This window comes from Streptomyces sp. NPDC096079 (assembly GCF_040303145.1).
Classification (GTDB): Bacteria; Actinomycetota; Actinomycetes; order Streptomycetales; family Streptomycetaceae; genus Streptomyces.
Map to the genome: position 1 here is coordinate 176772 of NZ_JBEOST010000002.1, position 25386 is coordinate 202157.

Below are 25386 nucleotides of genomic sequence, written 5' to 3' on the forward strand. Positions count from 1 at the left end.
GGCCCGCCGCTCCCCGCTCGTTCCACCCCTCTTGCGTTCTCCCACGTCAGCGGGGGTGGAATGGTTCCGGGACGGGTGGAGGGCGCGTCGCCGTTGTCACGGCCCCACGGCGGCCCGACGCTGGTGGCAGCACCTGACCGAACGAACCACGGGGGAATCACCGTCATGTCCAAGCTCCGCGCCGCGCTCGCCGCCACCGCCACCGCCGCCCTGGGCCTCGCAGCCCTCGCCGCCGGCCCCGCGCAGGCCGCCGCCCAGCCCGCCTTCCTCGCCGCCGCGCAGATGCCCGCGTCGTCGACGCCGTGGACCGCCACCCAGGTCTTCGCCGGCGTCCCGGAGAACGGCGGCGTCCTCTGCGCCCCGTACAAGATCCCGGCACAGAACTCCCGCTACCGCGAGTTCAGCACCGAGCTCGACACCAACGGCGTCCAGGTCACCACCGTCGCCCGCACCGAGGCCGACGCGGTGAAGCTGGTCGACACCCTCCGCAAGGCCCTCGCCGGCTGCGGCCCCCTCCTGGAGCGGCAGAACCCGGGCCTGAAGGCGGTCAGCGCCGCCCACGGCAAGCTCGCCGTGGAGGAGGGCGCCTGGGTCTACAGCCTCGACACCGCCGACCCGCAGATCGGCAGCACCGACATCCACCTCTTCGCCGTCGGCCGCGACGGCCGCACCGTCACCCTCGTCCGCTGGGGCCAGATGGGCGACCTGAAGGACGCCCCGCTGGCCGCCTTCAAGGCGACGGCGAAGACGGCGGTGAACAAGCTCTGGTGACCGGGGACCGCCCGCGTCACTGAGCGCGGAGCGCGAACCACAGCTCCATCCGTACGTCGGGATCGTCCAGGTCGCGGTCGAGCAGCGCCGCGCAGCGGGTGATCCGCTGGCGGACCGTGTTCCGGTGGATCTCCAGGGCCACCGCCGTCCGGTCCCAGCTGCCGTGCAGCGACAGCCAGACCCGGAGCGTCTCGGCCAGGGGCTCGGTGAGCGGGGCCAGCAGTTCCCGGGCGTACGCGGCGGCCTCGTCGCGGTCCACCAGCGCGGCGAAGCCGTTCGCCCGGTGCCGGACCAGGGCCGCCCGGGAGGCCTCCGCCCTGCGCAGCGCCCGCGCCGCCTGCGCGTCCCCGGCCGCGAGCTCCTGGGCCGGCACCGGAGCGCTCGCCCCGAGCGTCCACCCCTCCTGTGCGGTGACGGGGGCGGCGGAGGGGAGCAGGAGCCGCACGGTCCCCCCGTCCTGGTCCACCAGCGGGGTCCCCAGTGCCGCCGCCAGGCTCGACGCCGCGAACGGGGTGCCGTCGCCGCCCCGCCCGTGGACCACCGTCCACGGGCCCTGGCCCAGCGCGCCCGCGGCCTCCGCCGGGGCCGCGCCGAGCAGCAGCCGCACCAGGGCCCCGTCCCGTACGGTCACGTCCGCCCCCCGGTGCGGGGCCGTGAGCAGCGAGAGCAGGACCACCGCCACGCCCGCGATCGTGTGGTCGCCCGGGCCGCGCCGCTCCGTCGCCACCCCGAGCGTCAGACCGTCCCCGCCGCCCAGCGCGTACGCGGCGAGCCGCAGCCCGCCGCCGTCCCCGCTCGCCGAGGCCGGCCCGCCCGGTCGCGGCCCGAGGACGCCCGCCAGGTCCCGCAGCGCCCGCGCGGCCTCCGCCGGGACCTCCCGGCCGGCCGCCGCCGACTCCGTACCGTCCACGCCGAACAGCACCGCCCGGCCGCCGAGGCGCGAGGCGAGCGCGCCCAGCACCGCGGGGACCGGGGCCGGCCGGGCGGCGGCCGCCGCCAGGGACTGCTGGGCCTCGGTCACCCGGCGCAGCTCGTGCAGCCGGGCCTCCGCCATCAGCCGCCACAGCGCCCGCGCCACCGCCGTGAACGGGGTCCGGGGCGGGACCTCCACGAGCGGCAGCCCGAGCCGCTCGCAGGCCGCGACGAGCTCGGGCGGCACCGTGTCGTACACCGGCGTCACCCCGAAGGCGAGCGCCGCCGCCCCCGCCTCCACGACGCGCTCGACGTACTGCGCCGGATCGGTGAGCTGAACGCCCGCCGTCATGAGCAGCTCCCCGCCGAGCAGATACGGATAGGGGTCGGCCATCTCCGAGGTGTGCACCCAGTGCAGCGGGACGTCCTCGGGCCCGGCGAGCAGCCGGAGACCCAGGTCGGCGCGGGCGAGCAGCGCGGCGAGCGGCACGGGCGGCGCCGGGGGAGTGGAGCCGGCCTCCGTGGGGGGCGTCGGGGACATCGACATGGGCCCTTCGTACATCCCCCGCCCGGACAATGGAGGAAACGTACACTTCAACGTCGCTTTCCGGCCACCTACTGTCGTGACATCCCAGGGCCGCGGGTACGGGCGGATGTCCCCGCGATCAGCACCTGGGCACTCCCCCGCACGACACGCCACCGAGGTGAGAAGGAGGGCCCCATGGCCGTCGACTACACAGTGATCGTCCTGTACCTGGCCGGCATGCTCGCGATGGGCTGGTGGGGCATGCGCCGCGCCAAGTCCAAGAGCGAGTTCCTGGTGGCGGGCCGCCGCCTCGGGCCCTGGATGTACTCCGGGACGATGGCCGCCATCGTCCTCGGCGGCGCCTCCACCATCGGCGGCGTCGGCCTCGGCTACAAGTACGGCCTCTCCGGCGCCTGGATGGTCTTCGCCATCGGCCTCGGCCTGCTCGCCCTCTCGGTCTTCTTCTCCGCCCGCATCGCCCGGCTGAAGGTCTACACCGTCTCCGAGATGCTCGACCTGCGCTACGGCGGCAAGGCCGGCGTCATCTCGGGCGTCGTGATGTGGGCGTACACCCTGATGCTCGCCGTCACCTCGACCATCGCGTACGCCACGATCTTCGACGTCCTCTTCGACCTGCCCCGGACCCTCGCGATCGTCCTCGGCGGCACCATCGTCGTCGCCTACTCGACGCTCGGCGGCATGTGGTCCATCACCATCACCGACATGGTGCAGTTCGTCGTGAAGACCATCGGCGTGCTGCTCCTGCTGCTGCCGATCGCCGTGATCAAGGCCGGCGGCTTCGAGGGCATGCGGGACGCGCTGCCCACCTCGTACTTCGAGCCGCTCGGCATCGGCGGCGAGACGATCTTCACCTACGTGCTGATCTACACCTTCGGCATGCTCATCGGCCAGGACATCTGGCAGCGGGTCTTCACCGCCCGCACCGACAAGGTCGCCAAGTGGGGCGGCACCGTCGCCGGCACCTACTGTCTCGCGTACGCGCTCGCCGGAGCCGTCATCGGCACCGCGGCCAAGGTCATGTACCCGACGCTGCCCAGCGCCGACGACGCCTTCGCCACCATCGTCAAGGACGAGCTGCCCATGGGCGTCCGGGGCCTCGTCCTCGCCGCCGCGCTCGCCGCCGTCATGTCCACCTCCTCCGGCGCCCTCATCGCCTGCGCCACCGTCGCCAACAACGACATCTGGTCCCGCCTGCGCGGTGCCGCCGCGAGGAAGGACGAGAACGACCACGACGAGGTGAAGGGCAACCGCCTCTTCATCCTCATCATGGGCGTCGCCGTCATCCTCATCGCCATCGCCCTCAACGACGTCGTCCAGGCCCTCACCGTCGCCTACAACCTGCTGGTCGGCGGGCTCCTCGTGCCCATCCTCGGCGGCCTGCTCTGGCGCCGCGGCACCGTCCAGGGCGCGCTCGCCGCGGTCACCGTCGGCGGCCTGGCCGTCATTGGCCTGATGTGGACTTACGGAATCCTTGCAAATGAGCCTGTTTACTACGGTTTGTTGGCCTCGCTCGCCGCATATGTGATCGTTTCCCTGGCGACCCGTCCCACGGACGCCGCCGTGCTCGCGAACTGGCGCGCCCGTCTCGCGGGCCAGGACACGAGCCAGGACCCGGCCCGGACCCCCGCACCCGAGGGCGCCGGGACCACCCCGGCGACCCTGACCGGCTGACCCCCGCACCACCGGACGAGACCCGCCCGGACGACACCCCGACCACCAGGAGGACCCCGACCATGAGCAGCAGCGACCAGAACGCCTTCCGCGGCCCGATCGACTCGTCCCGCATCCCGCGGTACGCCGGTCCCGCGACGTTCGCCCGTCTGCCGCGCCTCGACGAGGTCGGCACCGCCGACGTCGCCGTGGTCGGCGTCCCCTTCGACACGGGCGTCTCCTACCGCCCCGGCGCCCGCTTCGGCGGCAACGCCATCCGCGAGGCCTCCCGCCTGCTCCGCCCGTACAACCCCGCGCAGGACGCCTCCCCGTTCGCCCTCGCGCAGGTCGCGGACGCCGGTGACATAGCCGCCAACCCGTTCAACATCAACGAGGCCGTCGAGACCATCGAGGCCGCCGCCGACGACCTCCTCGGCACCGGCGCCCGCATGATGACCCTCGGCGGCGACCACACCATCGCCCTGCCGCTGCTGCGCTCCGTCGCCAAGAAGCACGGCCCCGTCGCCCTGCTCCACTTCGACGCGCACCTCGACACCTGGGACACCTACTTCGGCGCCGAGTACACCCACGGCACGCCGTTCCGCCGCGCCGTCGAGGAGGGCATCCTCGACACCTCCGCCCTCTCCCACGTCGGCACCCGCGGCCCGCTCTACGGCAAGCAGGACCTCACCGACGACGAGAAGCTCGGCTTCGGCATCGTCACCTCCGCCGACGTCTACCGCCGCGGCGCCGACGAGGTCGCCGACCAGCTGCGCCAGCGCATCGGCGACCGCCCGCTGTACATCTCCATCGACATCGACTGCCTCGACCCGGCCCACGCGCCCGGCACCGGCACCCCCGAGGCCGGCGGCATGACCTCCCGCGAGCTCCTGGAGATCCTCCGCGGCCTCTCCTCCTGCAACCTGGTCTCCGCCGACGTCGTCGAGGTCGCCCCGGCCTACGACCACGCCGAGATCACCGCGGTCGCCGCCTCGCACACGGCGTACGAACTGACGACGATCATGTCCCGCCAGATCGCCGCGGCGCGCGACGCGAAGTAGCACCCTGTCGGGTGGCGGGCCCGTGCGCCCGCCACCCGGCCACCGGGCCGCACCCGACCGACAAGCCAGCCAAGGGATCTCATGACCCACGACCACGACCTCGTGCTCCGGCCCACCGCCGCCCAGACCGAGGCGGCCCTGAACCCGCCGAAGGGCCGCAACGGCGGCGACCTCGTCGTCGAGACCCTCACCGGCCTCGGTGCCACCACCGTCTTCGGACTCCCCGGCCAGCACGCCCTCGGCATGTTCGACGCCCTGCGCCGCTCCGACCTCCGCTACGTCGGCCTGCGCGTCGAGAACAACGCGGGCTTCGCCGCCGACGCGTACGGCCGGATCACCGGCGAGGCCGCCCCGCTGCTGCTCTCCACCGGCCCCGGCGCCCTCATGTCGCTCGCCGCGCTCCAGGAGGCGGCCGCCGCCTCCGCGCCCGTCCTCGCCATCGGCAGCCAGATCCCGGTCGCCGGACTCGGCGGCGGCCGGCACGGCTACCTCCACGAGCTGCGCGACCAGCAGGCCTCGTTCCGCGACGTCGTGAAGTCCGTCCACACGGTCCGTACGCAGTCCCAGATCCCCTCCGCGATCGCCGCCGCCTGGGAGTCGGCCCTCACCGCCCCGCACGGGCCGGTCTGGGTGGAGATCCCGCAGGACGTGCTCCTCGCCGAGACCACCCTGCCCGTGGTCACCGCCATGGACGCGACGCCCGAGGAGGTCGTCCCGCGCCCCGAGCTGACGGCGGTCGCCGCGCACCTCCTGGCGAACGCCGAACGGCCCGCGATCATCGCGGGCGGCGGGGTCGTCCGCTCCGACGCCTCCGGGAAGCTCCTCGCGCTCGCCGAGAGGATCGCCGCCCCCGTCGTCACCACCTTCGGCGGCAAGGGCGCCTTCCCCTGGGAGCACCCGCTGTCGCTGCAGTCCTGGCTGGAGGACCGGCACACCACCGACTTCCTGGAGGACGCCGACGTCCTCCTCGTCGTCGGCTCGGGCCTCGGCGAGCTGTCCTCGAACTACCACACGTTCGCCCCGCGCGGCCGGGTGATCCAGATCGAGGCCGACCCGGGCAAGCTGGAGTCCAACCACCCGGCGCTCGGCATCCACGCCGACGCCCGCCTCGCGCTCCAGGCGCTCCTGGAGACCGTCGAGGAGCGCACGGACCCGACGGCCCCGATGCGGGTCTCCGCCGTCCTCACCAAGGTCCGGGACCGGATCGCGGCCCAGGACCTCGGCCTGGAGCAGCGGATCGTGGCGTCGGTCCGCGAAGCCCTCCCCTCCCGGGCGCCGAGCTTCTGGGACATGACGATCCTGGCGTACTGGGCGTGGTCGGCCTTCGACGCCCGGCACCCGAACACGATGCACTCCGCCCAGGGCGCCGGCGGCCTCGGCTACGGCTTCCCCGCAGCGCTCGGCGCGGCCGCCGCCGACCCCTCGCAGCCGGTCCTCGCGGTCTCCGGCGACGGCGGCGCGATGTACTCGATCGCGGAGCTGGCGACGGCGAGGCAGTACGGCCTCGACGTGACGTGGCTGATCGTCGACGACGGCGGCTACGGGATCCTGCGGGAGTACATGACGGGCGCGTTCGGCGAGGCCACGGCCACCGAGCTGACCCGCCCGGACTTCGTCGCCCTGTCCGAGTCCTTCGGCGTCCCGGCCACCCTGACGAGCCCGGAGACCCTGACGGCGGACCTGGCGAAGGCCCTCGCCACCCCGGGCCCGTCGGTGGTGGTCCTCCCCGCCCTCCTGAGGATGTTCGAGCCGACGCACCTGTGACGGGAGGGGCCCCCGAGGGCCCCACCTGTGACGGGAGGGGCCCCCGAGGGCCCCGCCTGTGACCGGAGGGGCCCCCGAAGGCCCCGCCCCTCAGTCGACGAGGCCCTCCCACGCCTTCCGGTACTCGGCGTGCTGGGCCTCGTACCCGAGGCGGAAGGGCTCCGCCTCCGGGGTGACGTTCCTGCGGTCCATGGTCCGCGGGGGTATCAGCCGCGCCACGTCCGCGAAGACCACCGCCGCCGCCTCGGCGACCGGCCCGCCCCGCTGCCGGGCGGCGAGGACGTCGAGGCCCGCGGTCCGCAGGAAGCCCTCGAACACCGACCGCGGCCTGCTCGCCGTGTCCTGAAGCTCCCGGTCCGTCGCCGGCACCACCCGCCCGGCCGAAGCGAACCCCCGCACCGCCCGCAACGCCGCGTACAGCCGCCCCCACTGATACGGCTTCCCGTCCTCGACCTTCCCCACGTCCCTCCCCTTCCACTCGGCTCTGCCAAGAGCGTCCTACCCGCTCCGGCGGGAATTGTTGCGGCGGGATGAAATCGCACGTCGGCCGTGTTGGGCCTTCCGGTAGAGCAGGACGGATGGGAGGCCCTCGTGGCGGTCGGGGAGAAACAGCGGGGCTGGGCGCGCAGGCTGGCCGGGTACGCGTGGCGGTACAGGACGAACACGCTGCTCGCGCTCGGGTCCTCCCTCGTCGGCATGGCCGTGCTCGCCCTGGTGCCGCTCGTCACCAAGGTCGTCATCGACGACGTCATCGGGACGAAGACCCGCAGCCTCGGCGTCTGGACCGGCCTGCTCATCGCCGCCGCCGTCCTCGTCTACGCCCTCACCTACGTGCGCCGCTACTACGGCGGCCGGCTCGCCCTCGACGTCCAGCACGACCTGCGCGTCGACATGTACGGCACCATCACGCGGCTCGACGGGCGGCGGCAGGACGAGCTGTCCACCGGGCAGGTCGTCGGGCGGGCCACCAGCGACCTCCAGCTGATCCAGGGCCTCCTCTTCATGCTCCCGATGACCATCGGGAACATCCTGCTGTTCCTCATCTCGCTGGCCGTCATGGCCTGGCTGTCGATCCCGCTCACCCTCGTCGCGCTCGCCGTCGCCCCCGCCCTCTGGTGGATCGCCAAGCGCAGCCGCACCCGCCTCCACCCCGCCACCTGGCACGCCCAGCAGCAGGCCGCCGTCGTCGCCGGCGTCGTCGACGGGGCCGTGACCGGCGTCCGGGTCGTCAAGGGCTTCGGCCAGGAGGACCAGGAGACCGGCAAGATCCGCGAGGCCGGGCGGAAGCTGTTCGCGGGCCGGCTGCGGACGATCCGGCTGAACGCGAAGTACACCCCCGCCCTCCAGGCCGTGCCCGCCCTCGGCCAGGTCGCGGTCCTCGCGCTCGGCGGCTGGCTCGCCTACCGGGGCCAGATCACCCTGGGCACCTTCGTCGCCTTCTCCTCCTACCTGGCCTCCCTCGTCGGCCCGGTCCGCATGCTCGCCATGGTCCTCACCGTCGGCCAGCAGGCCCGCGCCGGCGTCGAGCGGGTCTTCGACCTCATCGACACCGAGCCGACCCTGGAGGGCGGCACCAAGGAGCTGCCCGCCGACGCGCCCGCCACGGTCGAGTTCGACGACGTGTCCTTCGCCTATGAGGACGGCCGGCCCGTCCTGGACGGCTTCTCCCTGGAGATCCGGTCCGGCGAGACCGTCGCCGTCGTCGGCGCCTCCGGCTCCGGCAAGTCCACCGTCTCCCTCCTCCTGCCCCGCTTCTACGACGTCACCCACGGCGCCGTCCTCGTCGGCGGCCACGACGTCCGCGAGCTCACCCTCGACTCCCTGCGCGCCGCCGTCGGCCTGGTCCCCGAGGACTCCTTCCTCTTCTCCGACACGGTCGCCGCGAACATCGCGTACGGCGTCCCCGACGCCACCCGCGAGCAGATCGAGACCGCCGCCCGCGCCGCCCAGGCGGACCGTTTCATCGCCGAGCTCCCCGACGGGTACGACACCAAGGTCGGCGAGCACGGGCTCACCCTGTCCGGCGGCCAGCGCCAGCGCGTCGCCCTCGCCCGCGCGATCCTCACCGACCCCCGGCTCCTCCTCCTCGACGACGCCACCTCCGCCGTCGACGCCAAGGTCGAGCACGAGATCCACGAGGCCCTGAAGTCGGTGATGGCGGGCCGCACGACCCTGCTCATCGCGCACCGCCGCTCCACCCTCGGCCTCGCCGACCGCATCGCGGTCCTTGAGGACGGCCGCCTCGCCGACATCGGCACCCACGCGGAGCTGGAGCGGCGCTCCCCGCTCTTCCGCCGCCTCCTCACCGACCCCGAGGAGCTCGGCGCCGTCTCGCCCGGCCACGTCACCCCGCCCGAACTCCCCGAGGACCGCACCCTGCGGGCCGAGCTGGACGCCGAGTTCGACGCCGAGCGCGGCATCACCCCCACGCTGTGGGTACGGGACGAGACCACCGGCCGCGAGAGCCCGGCGCCCGGGGCGACCCCGGAACTCCTCGCGGCCGTCGAGGCCCTGCCCCCGGCCACGGACACCCCGGACGTCGACGAGGCCCGGGCGGTGTCGCCCGAGGACGCCTACGGCCTGCGCCGGCTGCTCCGCGGCTTCGGCGCCCCGCTCCTCATCAGCCTCGCCCTGGTCGCCCTGGACGCGGGCGCGGGCCTGCTGCTGCCGGTGCTGATCCGGCACGGCATCGACGAGGGCGTGAACCGGCTCGCGATCGGCGCCGTGTGGGCGGCCTCCGCGCTCGCCCTGGTCACCGTCCTCGTGCAGTGGGTCGCGCAGACCGCCGAGACCCGGATGACGGGCCGCACCGGTGAGCGGGTCCTGTACGCGCTGCGCCTGAAGATCTTCGCCCAGCTCCAGCGGCTCGGCCTGGACTACTACGAGCGCGAGCTGACCGGCCGGATCATGACCCGGATGACCACGGACGTGGACGCCCTGTCGACCTTCCTGCAGACGGGTCTGGTCACCGCCTTCGTCTCGGTCGTCACCTTCTTCGGGATCATGGTCGCGCTGCTGGTGCTCGACCTCCAGCTCGCCCTGGTCGTCTTCGCGACCCTGCCGGTCCTCGCCGTCGCCACGTACTACTTCCGCCGCTCCAGCGTGAAGGCGTACGAGCTGGCGCGCGAGCGGATCAGCGTCGTCAACGCCGACCTCCAGGAGTCGGTCTCCGGCCTCCGGATCGTGCAGGCCTTCCGGCGCGAGCGCTCGGGCGCGGCCCGGTTCGCGGAGCGCAGCGACGCGTACCGCGAGGCGCGCGTCCGGGGCCAGTGGCTGATCTCGGTCTACTTCCCCTTCGTGACCCTGCTGTCCTCGGCCGCCGCCGCGGCCGTCATGATCGTCGGCGCGAACCGCATCGAGGCCGGCACCCTCACCACCGGCGCCCTCGTCGCCTACCTCCTCTACATCGACCTGTTCTTCGCCCCGGTGCAGCAGCTCTCCCAGGTCTTCGACGGCTACCAGCAGGCCGCCGTCTCCCTGAAGCGCATGCAGGAGCTGCTCCAGGAGCCGACGTCGACGGCCGCCGCCGACGCGCCCCTGGACGTCCTCTCGCTGCGCGGCGAGATCGCCTTCGAGGACGTGTCCTTCGCGTACGGCCAGGAGGAAGAGGCCCTCACCGGGATCGACCTGCGGATCCCCGCCGGGCAGACCGTCGCCTTCGTCGGCGAGACCGGCGCCGGGAAGTCCACCCTGGTCAAGCTGGTCGCCCGGTTCTACGACCCGACGGGCGGCCGGGTCACCGCCGACGGCACCGACCTGCGGGACCTCGACCTCACCGCGTACCGCCACCGGCTCGGCGTCGTCCCGCAGGAGGCGTACCTCTTCGCCGGGACGATCCGCGACGCCATCGCGTACGGCCGTCCCGAGGCGACCGACGCCGAGGTCGAGGCGGCGGCCCGCGCGGTCGGCGCGCACGACATGATCGCCACGCTCGACGGCGGCTACCTCCACGAGGTCGCCGAGCGCGGCCGGAACCTCTCCGCCGGGCAGCGCCAGCTGATCGCCCTCGCCCGCGCCGAGCTCGTCGACCCGGACGTGCTGCTCCTGGACGAGGCCACGGCGGCCCTGGACCTGGCGACGGAGGCCCAGGTCAACCAGGCGACCGACCGGCTCGCGGGCCGTCGCACGACGCTGGTCGTCGCCCACCGGCTGACCACGGCCGCGCGCGCCGACCGGGTGGTCGTCATGGACCACGGGCGGGTCGCGGAGGACGGCACCCACGACGAGCTCCTCGCCCTGGGCGGCCGGTACGCGTCGCTGTGGAACACCTTCATCGGGGAGGCGGAGCCGGAGCGGGTCCGAGCGACCTGAGTGACGGCCTTCGGGGCGACGGGTACATGCGGAGGCAACCATTCCGGCGTCGTGTGCGTCGTACGGCCGTACGACGACTCGCCCGGGAGGGGAACGCATGACCACGGACACCGGTACGCCCCGGACCCTCGCCCGTGTCCTCGTCCCGCTGCTCGCCGCCCTGGCCCTGCTCCTCCTCCCCGGGCCCGGGCCCGGCGGCGGGACCGCCGACGCCGCCTCCGTCTGCCACGGCCGGCCCACCCGCACGATCACCTTCGCCACCGGGGAGCTGCGCCTCTACCGGACCCGCCAGTACGTCTGCGCCGTCACCGTCGCCACCCGGCCGGGCCCGCGCCGCCCGATGGCCGTCTCGCTCCAGCCGCGCGGCGGCCGGCCCGTCGTCCGCTCGGGCCGCTTCGACCGGCAGGCGGGCCCCCTCACCGTCCACGCGCTCAACCGCTGCGTCCGGGCGGGCGGTTCGGTGGCGGGCCGGGGGACGGCGACCGGCTGGATCCTGTGCTGATGCGCAGGAAAGTCCAAGAGTAAGGATCAACTGGGTCTGGCGGTCCCCACGTTGTCCCCGCTAGGTTCGCGACACCGTTGTGAACCAAGGGGAGGGTGAATGCGCAAGTCGCTGAGATGGGCGCTGTCGCTTTCGGTGCTCATAGGCACCGTCGGGTCGACCGGTGTGGCTACCGCCGCGGACACGGAGACCGGCAGCGCGACCGTCGTCGACTCGCAGAGCACGAGCACGGACATCAAGGACCGCATCCTGGCGATCCCCGGGATGAGCCTGATCGAGGAGAAGCCGTACGCCGGCTACCGCTACTTCGTCCTCAACTACGAGCAGCCGATCGACCACCACCGCCCCTGGGCGGGGACGTTCCAGCAGCGGATCTCGATCCTCCACAAGGACACGAGCCGCCCCACCGTCTTCCGCACCAGCGGCTACGGCCTGTCCACCACGCCGAGCCGGACCGAGCCGACCCGGATCATCGACGGCAACCAGGTCTCCATGGAGTACCGCTTCTTCACGCCGTCCCGCCCGCAGCCCGCCGACTGGTCGAAGCTGAACATCTGGCAGGCGGCCAGCGACCAGCACCGGATCTTCCAGGCGCTGAAGGGGATCTACGGCCAGAAGTGGCTGTCCACCGGAGCCTCGAAGGGCGGCATGACCGCCACGTACTACGAGCGCTTCTACCCGCGTGACATGGACGGCGTCGTCGCGTACGTGGCCCCGAACGACGTGGTCAACAAGGAGGACTCGGCCTACGACCGGTTCTTCGAGACCGTCGGGACCAAGGACTGCCGCGACCGCCTCAACGCCCTGCAGCGCGAGGCGCTCGTCCGCCGCGAGCCGCTGGAGAAGAAGTACAAGGCCTGGGCCGAGTCCGAGGGCGCCACCTTCAACACGGTCGGCTCGCTCGACAAGGCGTACGAGGCCGTCGTCCTCGACTTCGTGTGGGGCTTCTGGCAGTACTACGGCCAGGACGTCTGCGACCAGATCCCGGTCGCGGCGACCGCGAGCGACGACGCCGTCTACGAGACGATCGACGCCTACTCCGGCTGGTCCGCGTACACCGACCAGGGCCTGGAGTACTACACGCCGTACTACTACCAGGCGGCGACCGAGCTCGGCTCGCCCACCATCAAGCAGCCGCACCTCAAGGGCCTGAGCCGCTACGGCTACCAGCCGGCCAGCAGCTTCGTGCCGCGCGAGATCCCCATGAAGTTCAAGCCGCAGGCCATGCGCGACGTCGACGACTGGGTCCGCAAGAACGCGCGCCAGATGCTCTTCGTCTACGGCGGCAACGACCCGTGGGGCTCCGAGAAGTTCCGCCTCGGCAAGGGAGCGCGCGACAGCTACGTGTACGTCGCGCCGGGCGCCAACCACGGCGCGACCGTCGCGGGGCTCGTCGACGCGGAGCGCGAGAACGCCACGGCCCGCATCCTGGCCTGGGCCGGGGTCCCCGCCCCGGCGGTCGCGGCGGCGAAGCCGCTGGCCCGCTTCGACGCGCGGATCGACCGCCCGGTCGACGAGGACGCCACCCGCGAACACGGCCTCAGGCCGTAACGCCACCGCGGCGGGACGCCTGCCCACCCTCGTGGGGGCAGGCGTCCCGCCGTTCCGTGCCCGGGCCTCTCAGTGGTCGTACGACAGGCCGTACCCCACCCCGTACAGCACCTTCGTGGGGTCGGACGCGTCCTGGACCGGGACCGGGAGCCGGCCCCGGGGCCGGGCGCGGCCGGCCAGGACGCGGACCGCGGCCCGGAGCTCGACGTCGGTCCAGGAGTACGCGGCGAGCGAGGCCCGCTGCCCCCCGAGCCGCGCGACGTCGTACGGGTTGCGGATCGCGACCGTCACGACCGGCACCCCGGTCGCGACGAGCCGCGCGACGAGCGTCCGCTGCGGACTGGTCGCGGAGACGTTGTACGTGCCGACGAGCACGACGTCCTTGCCGGCCGCCGCCGCCACCGCCTCCTCGATCCGCGCGGCCGTCGGGGTGATCCCGGTCGACAGCGCCGTGGCGGTGAAGCCCAGCTCGGTGAGGGCGGTCGCGAGCGTCGTGGTCGGCGGTCCCGTCGTACCGGACGGCGACGCCGGATCCGCGCCGACGACGAGGACCGAGCGGTGCGAGGCCGGGCTCAGCGGCAGGAACCCGTCCTCGTTGAGCAGCAGCGTCGTCGTCGCCTCGGCGATCCGGTCGGCGTGGGCGAGGTGGGACTCGCTGCCGACGACCCGGTCGACGGCAGCCCGGGTCGCGTACGCCTGCCGGAAGAGTCCCAGCTTCGCCTTGAGCTTCAGGATCCGCAGGATCGATTCGTCGAGCCGGGCCTCCGTCAGTTCGCCGTCCTTGACGGCCTTGAGGACCGCGTTCCAGGCCACGTCGAGCCTCGGCGGGTTGAGCAGCTGGTCCACCCCGGCCTTGAGGGCGAGGACCGGGACGCGCTCGTCCCCGTACTTGGTGCGTACGCCCTCCATGCCGAGGGAGTCGGTGACCACCACGCCGTCGTAGCCGAGCTGCTCGCGCAGGATGCCGGTGAGGATGGGCCGGGACAGCGTCGCCGGGTCCTCGCTGGGGTCGAGCGCGGGGACCACGATGTGCGCGGTCATGATCGAGTCGATCCCGGCGGCGATCGCCGACCGGAACGGCGGCGCGTCGAGCCGGGCCCACTCGTCCCGGGTGTGGGTGATGGTCGGCAGGCCGTAGTGGCTGTCGACGGCGGTGTCGCCGTGGCCCGGGAAGTGCTTGGAGGTGGCCGCGACCCCGGCCCGCTGATAGCCCTTCACCTGGGCGGCGACGAGTCCGGCGACGGCCTGCGGGTCGGAGCCGAAGGAGCGGACCCCGATGACCGGGTTCGCCGGGTTGACGTTCACGTCGGCGACCGGGGCGTAGTTCTGCCGGATGCCGACGGCGGCGAGCTCCTGGCCCGCGATCTCGGCGGCCTTGCGGGCGTCCGCGTGCGAGCCTCCGGCGCCGAGGGCCATCGCCCCGGGCAGCAGGGTGGCGGGCTTGCCGACCCGGCAGACGATGCCGTGCTCCTGGTCGGTGGAGATGAGCACCGGGACCGGGGTGGGCTGGGCGAGCGCCGCCTGCTGGATGCCGTTGGAGAGCGCGGCGATCTGCTGCGGGTCGCGGGTGTTGTGGGCCCAGGAGAAGTAGATGACGCCGCCCACGTGGTAGCGCTCGACGAGCTCGGCGGCCGTGCGGACGCCGATCTCCGCGAGGTTGGCGTCGATGTCGGCCTGGTCGGGGGCGGTGGCGGAGTGACCGTAGACCCGCATCACGAAGAGCTGGCCGACCTTCTCCTCCAGCGTCATCCGGTCGATGATCCGCTGGAGCTTCCGGTCGTTCGTCTCGGCCTGGGCGACGGGGGACGTGACGCCGGTGACGGCCGCCGCGGCGGCTGCGGCGGTCACCGTGAGGAGGGTGCGTCGGGAGGGGGCGGGGGCGCGGTGGTGCACTGATGCTCCTTCCGGCCGTGCAGGGTTGAAGGAAACTTCCAAGGAGTCACGGATAGCCCGAAAGTAACTGCCAGGTCAAGGACCCGCGCAGGAATCGTTCCCGCCCGCCTCGGCCGGCCGAAGCGATCGTGGGCCAGAGCTCCTGGAGCGTACGGACCGTCTCCCGGATCGCCGGGCGGCGCGCCGCACCGGTCCGCCACATGGCGTGCAGCCGCCGCGTCGGCGTCGCGCTCGCGAAGCGGCCGATGGCGAGCCGCCCCGCCGGGCCGCCGCGCGGCTCTTCGCGTCGGCGGAGTGGCCCTGACGTCGCTCGCGCCGAGACGCGTCCCGGGACGGAATCCCCTGGCGCGCGTCGAGCCCGCGACCCTATCGTTCCCCCGTCCCACCGGCGAGGAAAGGCCCGCATGACCTTCGAGCACATCACCGTCGACGCCCCCGAACCCGCCCCCGGCACCGTCCTGCTGGCGGGGATCCCCGGCAGCGGCAAGTCCACGGTCGCGTCGGCCCTCGCGGCGCGCTTCACCCGCGCCGCGCACATCGAGGTCGACCACCTCCAGGAGCTGATCGTCCAGGGCGGCCACTGGCCGACCCCGGACGGCGACCCGGAGGCGGACCGCCAGATCCTGCTGCGGGCCCGCAACGGCTGCCTGCTCGCGGACAGCTTCGCCGCGGCGGGCTTCCTGCCGGTCCTCGACGACGTGGTCGTACGCCGCTCCCACCTGGACTTCTACCGCGCCCACGTGAAGTCGGGCCCGCTCCACGTGGTGATCCTGGCCCCGGGCCCGGACAAGGCCTGGGAGCGCAACAACGCCCGCCACAAGAAGCTCACGACGAACTGGGCCTTCCTGGACGAGGCCATGCGCGAGGAGCTCTCGGGCGAGGGCGTCTGGATCGACAACGCGCACCAGACGATCGAGGAGACGGTCGAAGCGGTCCTGGCGGCGACGGACCTGACGCCGGGCAGCTAGCCACCCGGGGCGGCCGGAGCGCCTCCGGGCGCCCGAGGCCGTGTCCGGGCCGAGGGGCCTGGGCGGTCACCTCCGGCACCGGCGCCGGTGCGCGCCCCGGCCCCGGCCCGAAGCCGCCTCGGCCCCGGCCCCGGCCCGAAGCCGCCCCGGCCCCGGCCCGAAGCCGCCCCGGCCCCGGCCCGAAGCCGCCTCGGCCCCGGCCTCGGACGTTCGGGCGCAAGCGGAGGCGCGGGCGAGGGCCCCGGGGTCGGAGCATCCCAGGGCCCGGACCCGCCCCGGGGTCAGGGCCCCGAGGCCTCCCCGACCCGCTACCCCCGCGGACGCCCCGTCGACCCCCTGACCACCAGCTCCCCCGGCACCGTCTCCCGGCCGCCCGCCGGAGGCTCCTCCGTGCCCGTCGCCAGGCGTCCCGCCCGTGCGCCCGCCTCGTGCAGCGGGAGGCGGACCGTCGTGAGGGCCGGGACCGCGTCCACCGAGAAGGGGAGGTCGTCGAAGCCCGCCACCGACACGTCGCCCGGGATCGAGAGCCCCCGCTCCCGCAGCGCCGCGCAGACGCCCAGCGCCACCGTGTCGTTGGCCGCGACGACCGCCGTGAGGTGCGGGTCGCGGGCGAGCAGCTCGGCCGTCGCCGTGTGGCCGGAGGCGCGGTCGTACGGCCCGTGGACCGTCGGCCCCTCCGCCACCCCCGCCGCCGCGAGCGCGTCCCGGTGTCCCTCCAGGCGGTGCCGGGTGGTGGTGCGGTCGGCCGGGCCCGCCACGTAACCGATCCGCCGGTGACCGAGGCCGAGCAGGTGCTCGGTGAGGAGCCGCGCGCCGGTCCTGTTGTCGAAGACCAGGGCCGCCGCGCTCGCGTCGCCCGCGACCGGCGGCCGCCCGCACAGCACGACCCGGGTCCCGGCCTCCGCCAGCTTGGTCAGCTTGCCGGCCGTCGCCGCGAGGTGCTCCGGGTCCTCCAGGGAGCCGCCCATGAGGATCACCGCCGCGGCCCGCTGCCGCTGGAGCAGCGTCAGGTAGGTCAGCTCGCGCTCGGGGGAGCCGCCGGTGTTGCAGACGACGGCGAGCTTCTCGCCCCCGCCGCGCCCCGTGGCGCTCTCGCCGATCGCGCTCTGCGCCGCGCTCGCCATGATCCCGAAGAACGGGTCGGCGATGTCGTTGACGAGGACGCCGACCAGGTCGGAGGTGGCGGCGGCGAGGGAGCTCGCGGGGCCGTTGAGGACGTAGTCCAGCTCGTCCACGGCCCGCAGCACCCGCTCCCTGGTCGACGCGGCGACCGGGTAGTTGCCGTTCAGGACGCGGGAGACGGTGGCGGGGGAGACCCCGGCGCGGGCGGCCACGTCCGCCAGGGTGACGGTCATCGCGTGCGTACCTCCAGCATCGGCTGCGTACCTCCAGGGCCCTTGTCGGGGGCGTTGTCGGCAGGCTAGCGTCCTCCCCGGTAGAAAGCGCTTTCTTTCCGGATGGGGCGAAGGCGCGGAGCACCCCGGAGAGGAACCTTTCGTGACACGCAGGACAGTCCGCATCGCCATGAACGGCGTCACCGGCCGCATGGGACACCGCCAGCACCTGGTCCGCTCGATCCTCGCCCTGCGCGAACAGGGCGGCCTCGACCTCGGCAACGGCGAGGTCCTCTGGCCCGAACCCGTCCTCGTCGGCCGCCGCGAGCACGCCCTGCGCGCCCTCGCCGAGCGCCACGGCCTCACCGAGTGGTCCACCGACCTCGACGCCGTGCTCGCCGACGACTCCGTCGACGTCTACTTCGACGCCCAGGTCACCTCGGCCCGCGTCGACGCGCTGACCAGGGCCATCGCCGCCGGCAAGCACGTCTACACCGAGAAGCCCACCGCCGCCGATCTCGCCGGGGCCCTCGAACTCGCCCGCTTCGCCGACGCGAAGGGCATCAAGCACGGCGTCGTCCAGGACAAGCTGTTCCTCCCGGGCCTGCTCAAGCTCAAGCGCCTCATCGACGGCGGCTTCTTCGGCGAGATCCTGTCCGTCCGCGGCGAGTTCGGCTACTGGGTCTTCGAGGGCGACTGGCAGGACGCCCAGCGCCCCAGCTGGAACTACCGCGCGGAGGACGGCGGCGGCATCGTCGTCGACATGTTCCCGCACTGGGAGTACGTGCTCCACGAGCTCTTCGGCCGGGTCACGAGCGTCTCCGCGCACGTCGCCACGCACGTGCCGCGGCGCTGGGACGAGCAGGGCAAGCCGTACGCCGCCACCGCCGACGACGCCGCGTACGGCGTCTTCCGGCTGGAGGGCGGCGCCGTCGCCCAGATCAACTCCTCCTGGACGGTCCGCGTCCACCGCGACGAGCTCGTCGAGTTCCAGGTCGACGGCACCCACGGCTCCGCCGTCGCCGGACTGCGCGGCTGCCGCGTCCAGCACCGCTCGGCCACCCCGAAGCCCGTCTGGAACCCCGACATCCCCGCCACCGAGTCCTTCCGCGACCAGTGGCAGGAGGTCCCCGACAACGCCGAGTTCGACAACGGCTTCAAGGCCCAGTGGGAGCTGTTCCTCCGCCACGTCGCGCTCGACGAGCCCTACCACTGGGACCTCCTCGCCGGAGCCCGCGGCGTCCAGCTCGCCGAACTGGGCCTCAGGTCCGCCGCCGAGGGCCGCCGCCTCGACGTCCCCGAGGTGACCCTGTGACGATCCGGCTGCCCTCCCCGGACGGCTCCACGCGCGCGTACGAGCCCCGCACCGCACCGCTCGCCCTCTCCGCGACGGGCCCGCTGACCTCCCGTACGGTCTTCTCCGCCGCGCACGTCGTCGCCGACCCGTACGCCGACACCACCCCCGACTCCCGCGCCGCCGTCGACTGGGACGCCACCCTCGCCTTCCGCCGCCACCTCTGGTCCCACGGCCTCGGGGTCGCCGAGGCCATGGACACCGCACAGCGCGGGATGGGCCTGGACTGGGCGGGCGCTTCCGAACTGATCCGCCGCTCCGCCGCCGAGGCCAAGGCGGTCGGCGGCCGCATCGCCTGCGGCGTCGGCACCGACCAGATCACCGGCGGGACCCTGCCGGAGATCCGCACCGCCTACGAGGAACAGCTCGCCGTGGTGGAGGAGTCGGGCGCCCAGGCCGTCCTCATGGCCTCCCGCGCCCTCGCCGCCGCCGCCCAGGGCCCCGAGGACTACCTCGGCCTCTACGGCCATCTGCTCCGCCAGGCGAGCGAGCCCGTCGTCCTCCACTGGCTCGGCCCGATGTTCGACCCGGCGCTCGACGGCTACTGGGGCTCGACGGACCTCGACCGGGCCACCGAGACCTTCCTCGACGTGATCGCGGCCCACCCCGACAAGGTCGACGGCATCAAGGTCTCGCTGCTCGACGCCCGGCGCGAGGTCGAGCTGCGCCGCCGCCTCCCGGAGGGCGTCCGCTGCTACACCGGCGACGACTTCCACTACCCGGAGCTGATCGCGGGGGACGAACAGGGCTTCAGCCACGCCCTCCTGGGCGTCTTCGACCCCCTGGGCCCGCTGGCGGCGGAGGCGGTGCGGATCCTCGACACGGGAGACGTCGAGGGCTTCCGCAGGACGCTCGACCCCACCGTCGCCCTCTCCCGGCACCTCTTCGAGCCGCCCACCCGCTTCTACAAGACGGGCGTGGTCCTGCTCGCCTGGCTGGCGGGCCACCAGGACCACTTCACGATGGTCGGCGGCCTGCAGTCCGCCCGCTCGCTGCCGCACCTGGCCCGCGCCTACGAACTGGCCGACGGCCTGGGCCTGTTCCCCGACCCGGCGCGCGCGGAGTCCCGGATGCGCGCGCTCCTCACCGTGTACGGAGTGGCGCAGTGAACCCGGACCGCTTCAGCATCAACCAGATGACGGTGAAGCAGCTGACCCTGCCCGAACTGGTCCAGCACTGCCTCCGGCTGGGCGTCCCCGGCGTGGGCCTCTGGCGCGAACCGGTCCGGGCGTACGGGACGCGGGCCGCCGCCGATCTCGTACGGGACGCGGGCCTGACCGTCACCACCCTCTGCCGGGGCGGCTTCTTCACCTCGGACGGCTGGGAGGCGGAGAACCGCGCGGCGATCGACGAGGCGGTGACGCTCGGCACGGACACCCTGGTCCTGGTCTCCGGCGGCCTCACCCCGGCCTGCCCGGACCTGCCGACCGCGCGGGCCCGCATCACGGAGGCGATCGGCACCCTGGCGCCCTACGCGGGCGAACGCGGAATCCGCCTGGCCATCGAGCCCCTGCACCCCATGTACGCCTCCGACCGGTGCGCGGTCTCGACCCTCGACCAGGCCCTGGAGATCGCGGAGAACTTCCCGGCCTCCCAGGTCGGCGTCACGGTCGACACGTACCACCTGTGGTGGGACGACCGGGCCCCGGCGGCGGTGGAACGCGCGGGCGCGGCGGGCCGCATCCACTCGTTCCAGCTCGCCGACTGGACCACCCCCCTCCCGGCCGGAGTCCTCAACGGCCGGGGCCAGCTGGGCACGGGCGCGATCGACCTCGCGGCCTGGACCACCCTGGTGGAGAAGGCCGGCTACACGGGCCCGGTCGAGGTGGAACTCTTCAACGACGAACTCTGGTCGACGGACGGCGTCCAGCTCCTAGAGGAGACCCTGGAGGCGTTCCGGGCGGTGTGAGGCCGGCGATCACTTGGCGTTCCCGCCGCGCTGGACGGCCCTACGGGCTTCCCAGTCCCGGCGCGTGGGCTCCAGCTCTCCCCGCGCGCCACGCTCCGTGGTCAAGGTCGGTGCATGTCCAACGAGGGTCAGGGGCGCGGGCTCGCAGTGCTCGAAGGTGTTCTGGAGCGGATCCCACTTCACCAAGCCAAAGCCACCTGCGTCACAAGGGGTTCGTGACGTGGTCGAGCAAAGCCGTCCAGAGCCTTGTGCGGTGCCGGGTTTCGCGGAGTCCGGGCCTACTGGGGGCCCGCCTAGTCGGCCCTGACCTGGTCGGCCACGGAGAAGTCGGTTTCGCAGTCCGGGCAGGTCGCGCTCCCGAAGACGAAGGTCAGCATGTGTGCGACGTCGTGTTGACCGTCGGTGAGCGCGATGTCGTGGAGACGTCGACCGAGGCCTTCCAGACCTGCGGGGCTCGTCGGTCGAAGTGGTCGGGTCTCGATGTTGTCGTCCGACAACGCGTAGTCCTCGCTGGTGCAGAAGAACCCGCGTTCACCGAGGACGATGAACAGATCGGTTTCGCAGCCGGGACAGGAGACTTCGAACTCCTCGTTCCCGAGCCCCCATGCCAGGCCCTCGCTCCACCCCTCGACGCCCTCGAAGCCGAGCATGGACTCCAGGAGATCGATGTACTCGGTGCGGTGGGTCGCGGTCCGGAGATGGCGGTTCACCGATGCCAGCAGGGTCGCGATTTCCGCCGAGTGCTGTGTGCGGACATTGCCGGCTCCGTGCGACTGCTCGGCGCCGGCCATGATGGCGCCCGCCAGGTTCAGGGCGTTCACGGCCTGACCTCGGTCTTCGTTGTCGGCCATGTCGGCCAGCCAGGGCAGCGCTGCGAAGCTGGCCGAGTAGACGCTGCCCTGATGGCAGAGTGCGGACCACAGGTCGTTCCAGAGCTCTGGCTTGGGCTCGGTCGCGATGCGCGCCAGCAGGGCGGGTATGTCTTCTGCCGAGCCGTAGGCGTGGCTGAGTTGCGGCCAATCTGTCATGCCGGCGATCCCATCACACCTGTGGCTGCGAGAGACGACGAGACGGCCGCTCTGTCGGTGGCGGGCGATAGCCTCCCAGGTGTCGGAGACGTAGGAAGCCAGGTGAGGCATGCCCGGTAGGGGAGCTGAGTCGCAGCAAGGCAGCCGCCAGGGTGTTTGTGAAGTGACTGGTGTCCTGGAGCGGATCACCTACGCCAACGAGGAGAGCGGCTACACCGTCGCCCGGGTCGACACCGGGCGGGGGGCCGGGGACCTGCTCACGGTGGTCGGGGCGCTGCTCGGCGCGCAACCGGGGGAGTCGCTGCGGATGGAGGGGCGGTGGGGGTCGCATCCGCAGTACGGGAAGCAGTTCACCGTCGACAACTACACGACGGTCCTTCCCGCCACCATCCAGGGCATCCGGCGCTATCTGGGGTCCGGTCTCGTCAAGGGCATCGGGCCCGTCTTCGCCGACCGCATCACCCAGCACTTCGGTCTCGACACCCTCGACGTCCTGGAGGAGGCCCCGGCCCGGCTGATCGAGGTGCCCGGGCTCGGGCCCAAGCGGACGAAGAACATCACCGCGGCCTGGGAGGAGCAGAAGGCGATCAAGGAGGTGATGGTCTTCCTCCAGGGGGTCGGGGTGTCCACGTCCATCGCCGTGCGGATCTACAAGAAGTACGGGGACGCCTCCATCTCCGTCGTCCGGAACCAGCCCTATCGGCTCGCCGCCGACGTGTGGGGCATCGGCTTCCTCACCGCCGACAAGATCGCCCAGTCCGTCGGCATCCCGCACGACAGCCCCGACCGGGTGAAGGCCGGTCTGCAGTACGCGCTGTCGCAGTCCAGTGACCAGGGCCACTGCTTCCTGCCGGAGGAGCGGCTGATCGCCGATGCCGTGAAGCTGCTCCAGGTCGACACCGGGCTCGTCATCGAGTGTCTCGGCGAGCTGGCCCTCGATCCCGAGGGAGTCGTACGGGAGACCGTGCCCGGCCCCGAGGGCGTGCCCGTCACCGCCGTGTACCTGATCCCCTTCCACCGGGCCGAGCTGTCCCTCGCCGGCCAGCTGCGGCGGCTCCTGCGGACCGGGGAGGACCGGATGCCGGCCTTCCGGGACGTGGCCTGGGACAAGGCGCTGGCCTGGCTCGCGGACCGCACGGGGGCCTCTCTCGCGCCCGAGCAGGAGGAGGCCGTGCGGCTCGCCCTCACCCGCAAGGTCGCCGTGCTCACCGGGGGCCCCGGCTGCGGCAAGTCCTTCACGGTCCGCTCGATCGTGGAGCTGGCCCGCGCCAAGAAGGCCAAGGTGGTGCTGGCCGCGCCCACCGGCCGGGCCGCCAAGCGGCTCGCCGAGCTGACCGGCGCCGAGGCCTCCACCGTCCACCGGCTCCTGGAGCTGAAGCCGGGCGGGGACGCGGCCTACGACCGGGACCGGCCGCTCGACGCCGATCTGATCGTCGTCGACGAGGCGTCCATGCTCGACCTGCTCCTCGCGAACAAGCTGGTCAAGGCGGTGGCACCGGGTGCCCATCTGCTGCTCGTGGGGGACGTCGACCAGCTGCCGTCGGTGGGTGCCGGCGAGGTCCTCGGCGACCTGCTGGCCTCCGGCAGCCCCGTACCGTCCGTGCGGCTGACCCGGATCTTCCGGCAGGCGCAGCAGTCCGGGGTGGTCACCAACGCGCACCGGATCAATGCCGGCACTCCGCCCCTCACGCAGGGGCTGCCGGACTTCTTCCTCTTCGTCGAGGAGGAGACGGAGGACGCCGCCCGGGTCGCCGTGGACGTCGCGTCCCGTCGGATTCCGGCCAAGTTCGGCCTCGATCCCCGCCGGGACGTCCAGGTCCTCGCCCCGATGCACCGGGGTCCTGCGGGCGCGGGCTCGCTCAACGGTCTGCTCCAGCAGGCGATCACCCCGGCCCGGCCCGACCTTCCGGAGAAGCGGTTCGGCGGCCGGGTCTTCCGGGTCGGCGACAAGGTGACCCAGATTCGGAACAACTATGAGAAGGGGGCCAACGGGGTCTTCAACGGTACGGTCGGCGTCGTCACGGCGCTGGACGCCGTCGAGCAGCGGCTGACCGTGCGGACGGACGAGGACGAGGAGGTGGCGTACGACTTCGACGAGCTGGACGAACTGGCCCACGCGTACGCGGTCACCATCCACCGCTCGCAGGGCAGCGAGTATCCGGCGGTGGTGATTCCGGTCACCATGAGCGCCTGGATGATGCTCCAGCGGAACCTGCTCTACACGGCCGTGACCCGGGCCCGGAAGCTGGTCGTCCTGGTCGGCTCCCGCCGGGCGATCGCCCAGGCGGTCCGTACGGTCTCGGCGGGCAGGCGCTTTACCGCACTCGCCCATCGGCTCACAGGGGACGCCCTCGTGTGAAAGATCACGGAGGGCTACCGGAACCGGGGCGAAGGGGGCAGGATATGAAGGTTGGCGGCACTGAGTGCCGCCAAATGGCCCAATGAGCGACCCCGAGTGCACTCTCCTGAGCCAAATGGGGGATGGTAGAGACAGTCAGGGCACCTCGAAGAAGAGGCACTACGTCGGTGAGGGATGACGTGAGCGACAACTCTGTAGTACTGCGGTACGCGGACGGTGAATACACCTACCCGGTGGTCGAGAGCACCGTCGGCGACCAGGGCTTCGACATCGGCAAACTCCGAGCCCAGACCGGTCTGGTCACCCTGGACAGCGGATATGGCAACACCGCCGCCTATAAATCCGCCATCACCTACCTCGATGGTGAGCAGGGCATTCTGCGGTACCGCGGCTACCCCATCGAGCAGCTGGCCGAGCGCTCCACCTTCCTTGAGGTGGCGTACCTGCTGATCAACGGTGAGCTGCCCAAGGTCGACGAGCTGTCGACCTTCAAGAACGAGATCACGCAGCACACGCTGGTCCACGAGGACGTCAAGAACTTCTTCCGCGGCTTCCCGCGGGACGCCCACCCGATGGCGATGCTGTCCTCGGTGGTCTCCGCGCTGTCCACCTTCTACCAGGACAGCCACAACCCGTTCGACGAGCAGCAGCGTCACCTGTCCACGATCCGGCTGCTCGCCAAGCTGCCGACGATCGCGGCGTACGCGTACAAGAAGTCGATCGGCCACCCCTTCGTCTACCCGCGCAACGACCTCGGGTACGTCGAGAACTTCCTGCGCATGACCTTCTCGGTCCCGGCGCAGGAGTACGACCTGGACCCGGTCGTCGTCAACGCGCTCGACAAGCTGCTGATCCTGCACGCGGACCACGAGCAGAACTGTTCGACCTCCACCGTGCGTCTGGTCGGCTCCTCGCAGGCGAACATGTTCGCCTCGATCTCCGCCGGCATCTCGGCCCTGTGGGGCCCGCTGCACGGTGGCGCCAACCAGTCGGTCCTGGAGATGCTGGAGGGCATCAAGGCCAACGGCGGCGATGTCGACTCCTTCATCCGCAAGGTGAAGAACAAGGAGGACGGCGTCCGCCTGATGGGCTTCGGCCACCGGGTGTACAAGTCCTTCGACCCGCGCGCCAAGATCATCAAGGCGGCGGCGCACGATGTCCTCTCGGCCCTCGGCAAGTCCGACGAGCTGCTCGACATCGCGCTGAAGCTGGAGGAGCACGCGCTCTCCGACGAGTACTTCGTCTCGCGCAACCTCTACCCGAACGTGGACTTCTACACGGGTCTGATCTACCGCGCCATGGGCTTCCCGACCGAGATGTTCACGGTCCTCTTCGCCCTCGGCCGCCTTCCCGGCTGGATCGCCCAGTGGCACGAGATGATCAAGGAGCCGGGTTCCCGCATCGGCCGCCCGCGCCAGATCTACACGGGTGAGGTCCTTCGCGACTTCGTCCCGGTCGAGGCCCGCTGAGGC

18 protein-coding genes are annotated in these 25386 nt (G+C 72.6%); 13 read left to right on the forward strand and 5 right to left on the reverse strand.

Annotation, left to right across the window (positions count from 1 at the left end):
* Nucleotides 1-165 precede the first annotated feature (165 nt).
* Nucleotides 166-771: a hypothetical protein gene (locus tag ABTY59_RS04820; protein ID WP_352017468.1), complete on the forward strand. Its 606-nt coding sequence runs from the start codon at nt 166-168 to the stop codon at nt 769-771.
* Nucleotides 772-787: 16 nt separating this feature from the next.
* On the opposite strand, the gene ABTY59_RS04825 is transcribed toward ABTY59_RS04820, so the two are convergent.
* Nucleotides 788-2230, reverse strand: coding sequence for a PucR family transcriptional regulator (locus ABTY59_RS04825; protein WP_352017469.1), 1443 nt, complete (start codon nt 2228-2230; stop codon nt 788-790).
* A gap of 174 nt (nt 2231-2404) precedes the next feature.
* On the opposite strand from ABTY59_RS04825, the gene ABTY59_RS04830 reads away from it, so the two are divergent.
* The 3 genes from ABTY59_RS04830 to ABTY59_RS04840 all read left to right on the forward strand — a co-directional run bounded on the left by ABTY59_RS04830 (nt 2405) and on the right by ABTY59_RS04840 (nt 6705).
* Nucleotides 2405-3901 (forward strand): sodium:solute symporter family protein, encoded by a 1497-nt coding sequence (locus ABTY59_RS04830; RefSeq protein WP_352017470.1) that lies wholly within the window; start codon nt 2405-2407, stop codon nt 3899-3901.
* Between the two features lie 62 nt (nt 3902-3963).
* The gene (gene speB / locus ABTY59_RS04835) at nt 3964-4941 is read left to right on the forward strand and encodes an agmatinase (protein WP_329849903.1); all 978 of its coding nucleotides are present in this window, start codon (nt 3964-3966) and stop codon (nt 4939-4941) included.
* Nucleotides 4942-5022: 81 nt separating this feature from the next.
* The gene (locus tag ABTY59_RS04840) at nt 5023-6705 is read left to right on the forward strand and encodes a thiamine pyrophosphate-binding protein (protein ID WP_352017471.1); all 1683 of its coding nucleotides are present in this window, start codon (nt 5023-5025) and stop codon (nt 6703-6705) included.
* A 90-nt stretch (nt 6706-6795) separates the two neighbouring features.
* On the opposite strand, the gene ABTY59_RS04845 is transcribed toward ABTY59_RS04840, so the two are convergent.
* A complete protein-coding gene (locus tag ABTY59_RS04845) occupies nt 6796-7167 on the reverse strand; it encodes a hypothetical protein (RefSeq protein ID WP_352017472.1) in 372 nt (123 codons plus the stop codon).
* A 129-nt stretch (nt 7168-7296) separates the two neighbouring features.
* On the opposite strand from ABTY59_RS04845, the gene ABTY59_RS04850 reads away from it, so the two are divergent.
* The 3 genes from ABTY59_RS04850 to ABTY59_RS04860 all read left to right on the forward strand — a co-directional run bounded on the left by ABTY59_RS04850 (nt 7297) and on the right by ABTY59_RS04860 (nt 13069).
* Nucleotides 7297-11016, forward strand: coding sequence for an ABC transporter ATP-binding protein (locus ABTY59_RS04850; RefSeq protein ID WP_352017473.1), 3720 nt, complete (start codon nt 7297-7299; stop codon nt 11014-11016).
* A 97-nt stretch (nt 11017-11113) separates the two neighbouring features.
* Nucleotides 11114-11518, forward strand: a complete 405-nt coding sequence (locus tag ABTY59_RS04855; RefSeq protein ID WP_352017474.1) for a hypothetical protein — start codon at nt 11114-11116, stop codon at nt 11516-11518.
* Nucleotides 11519-11617: 99 nt separating this feature from the next.
* On the forward strand, nt 11618-13069 hold the full coding sequence (locus ABTY59_RS04860; RefSeq protein ID WP_352017475.1) for a serine protease: 1452 nt from the start codon (nt 11618-11620) through the stop codon (nt 13067-13069).
* A 69-nt stretch (nt 13070-13138) separates the two neighbouring features.
* On the opposite strand, the gene ABTY59_RS04865 is transcribed toward ABTY59_RS04860, so the two are convergent.
* A complete protein-coding gene (locus tag ABTY59_RS04865) occupies nt 13139-14962 on the reverse strand; it encodes a glycoside hydrolase family 3 protein (protein ID WP_352017476.1) in 1824 nt (607 codons plus the stop codon).
* Nucleotides 14963-15366: 404 nt separating this feature from the next.
* On the opposite strand from ABTY59_RS04865, the gene ABTY59_RS04870 reads away from it, so the two are divergent.
* Nucleotides 15367-15930 carry an AAA family ATPase gene (locus ABTY59_RS04870; RefSeq protein ID WP_352017477.1) on the forward strand — a complete coding sequence of 188 codons (564 nt, stop codon included), beginning with the start codon at nt 15367-15369 and terminating at the stop codon, nt 15928-15930.
* A gap of 308 nt (nt 15931-16238) precedes the next feature.
* On the opposite strand, the gene ABTY59_RS04875 is transcribed toward ABTY59_RS04870, so the two are convergent.
* Nucleotides 16239-17285 carry a LacI family DNA-binding transcriptional regulator gene (locus ABTY59_RS04875; protein ID WP_352017478.1) on the reverse strand — a complete coding sequence of 349 codons (1047 nt, stop codon included), beginning with the start codon at nt 17283-17285 and terminating at the stop codon, nt 16239-16241.
* A 142-nt stretch (nt 17286-17427) separates the two neighbouring features.
* Here ABTY59_RS04875 and ABTY59_RS04880 point away from each other — a divergent pair, with 142 nt between their 5' ends.
* From ABTY59_RS04880 to ABTY59_RS04890, 3 genes are read left to right on the forward strand one after another with little or no spacing between them, the layout of a single operon-like run.
* Nucleotides 17428-18579, forward strand: coding sequence for a Gfo/Idh/MocA family protein (locus ABTY59_RS04880; RefSeq protein WP_352017479.1), 1152 nt, complete (start codon nt 17428-17430; stop codon nt 18577-18579).
* Nucleotides 18576-19727, forward strand: a complete 1152-nt coding sequence (locus ABTY59_RS04885; protein WP_352017480.1) for a dihydrodipicolinate synthase family protein — start codon at nt 18576-18578, stop codon at nt 19725-19727. The genes ABTY59_RS04880 and ABTY59_RS04885 overlap by 4 nt, the downstream gene beginning before the upstream one ends.
* The gene (locus ABTY59_RS04890) at nt 19724-20527 is read left to right on the forward strand and encodes a sugar phosphate isomerase/epimerase family protein (protein ID WP_352017481.1); all 804 of its coding nucleotides are present in this window, start codon (nt 19724-19726) and stop codon (nt 20525-20527) included. Before ABTY59_RS04885 ends, ABTY59_RS04890 begins: the two co-directional genes overlap by 4 nt.
* A gap of 293 nt (nt 20528-20820) precedes the next feature.
* Here ABTY59_RS04890 and ABTY59_RS04895 read toward each other — a convergent pair whose 3' ends face one another.
* Complete coding sequence (locus ABTY59_RS04895; protein WP_352017482.1) at nt 20821-21555, reverse strand: hypothetical protein; 735 nt, start codon at nt 21553-21555, stop codon at nt 20821-20823.
* A gap of 109 nt (nt 21556-21664) precedes the next feature.
* Between ABTY59_RS04895 and recD2 the strand changes: the two genes are divergently transcribed.
* Nucleotides 21665-23914: an SF1B family DNA helicase RecD2 gene (gene recD2, locus ABTY59_RS04900; RefSeq protein WP_502995329.1), complete on the forward strand. Its 2250-nt coding sequence runs from the start codon at nt 21665-21667 to the stop codon at nt 23912-23914.
* 179 nt (nt 23915-24093) lie between these two features.
* On the forward strand, nt 24094-25383 hold the full coding sequence (locus ABTY59_RS04905) for a citrate synthase (protein ID WP_352017484.1): 1290 nt from the start codon (nt 24094-24096) through the stop codon (nt 25381-25383).
* Nucleotides 25384-25386: the final 3 nt, after the last annotated feature.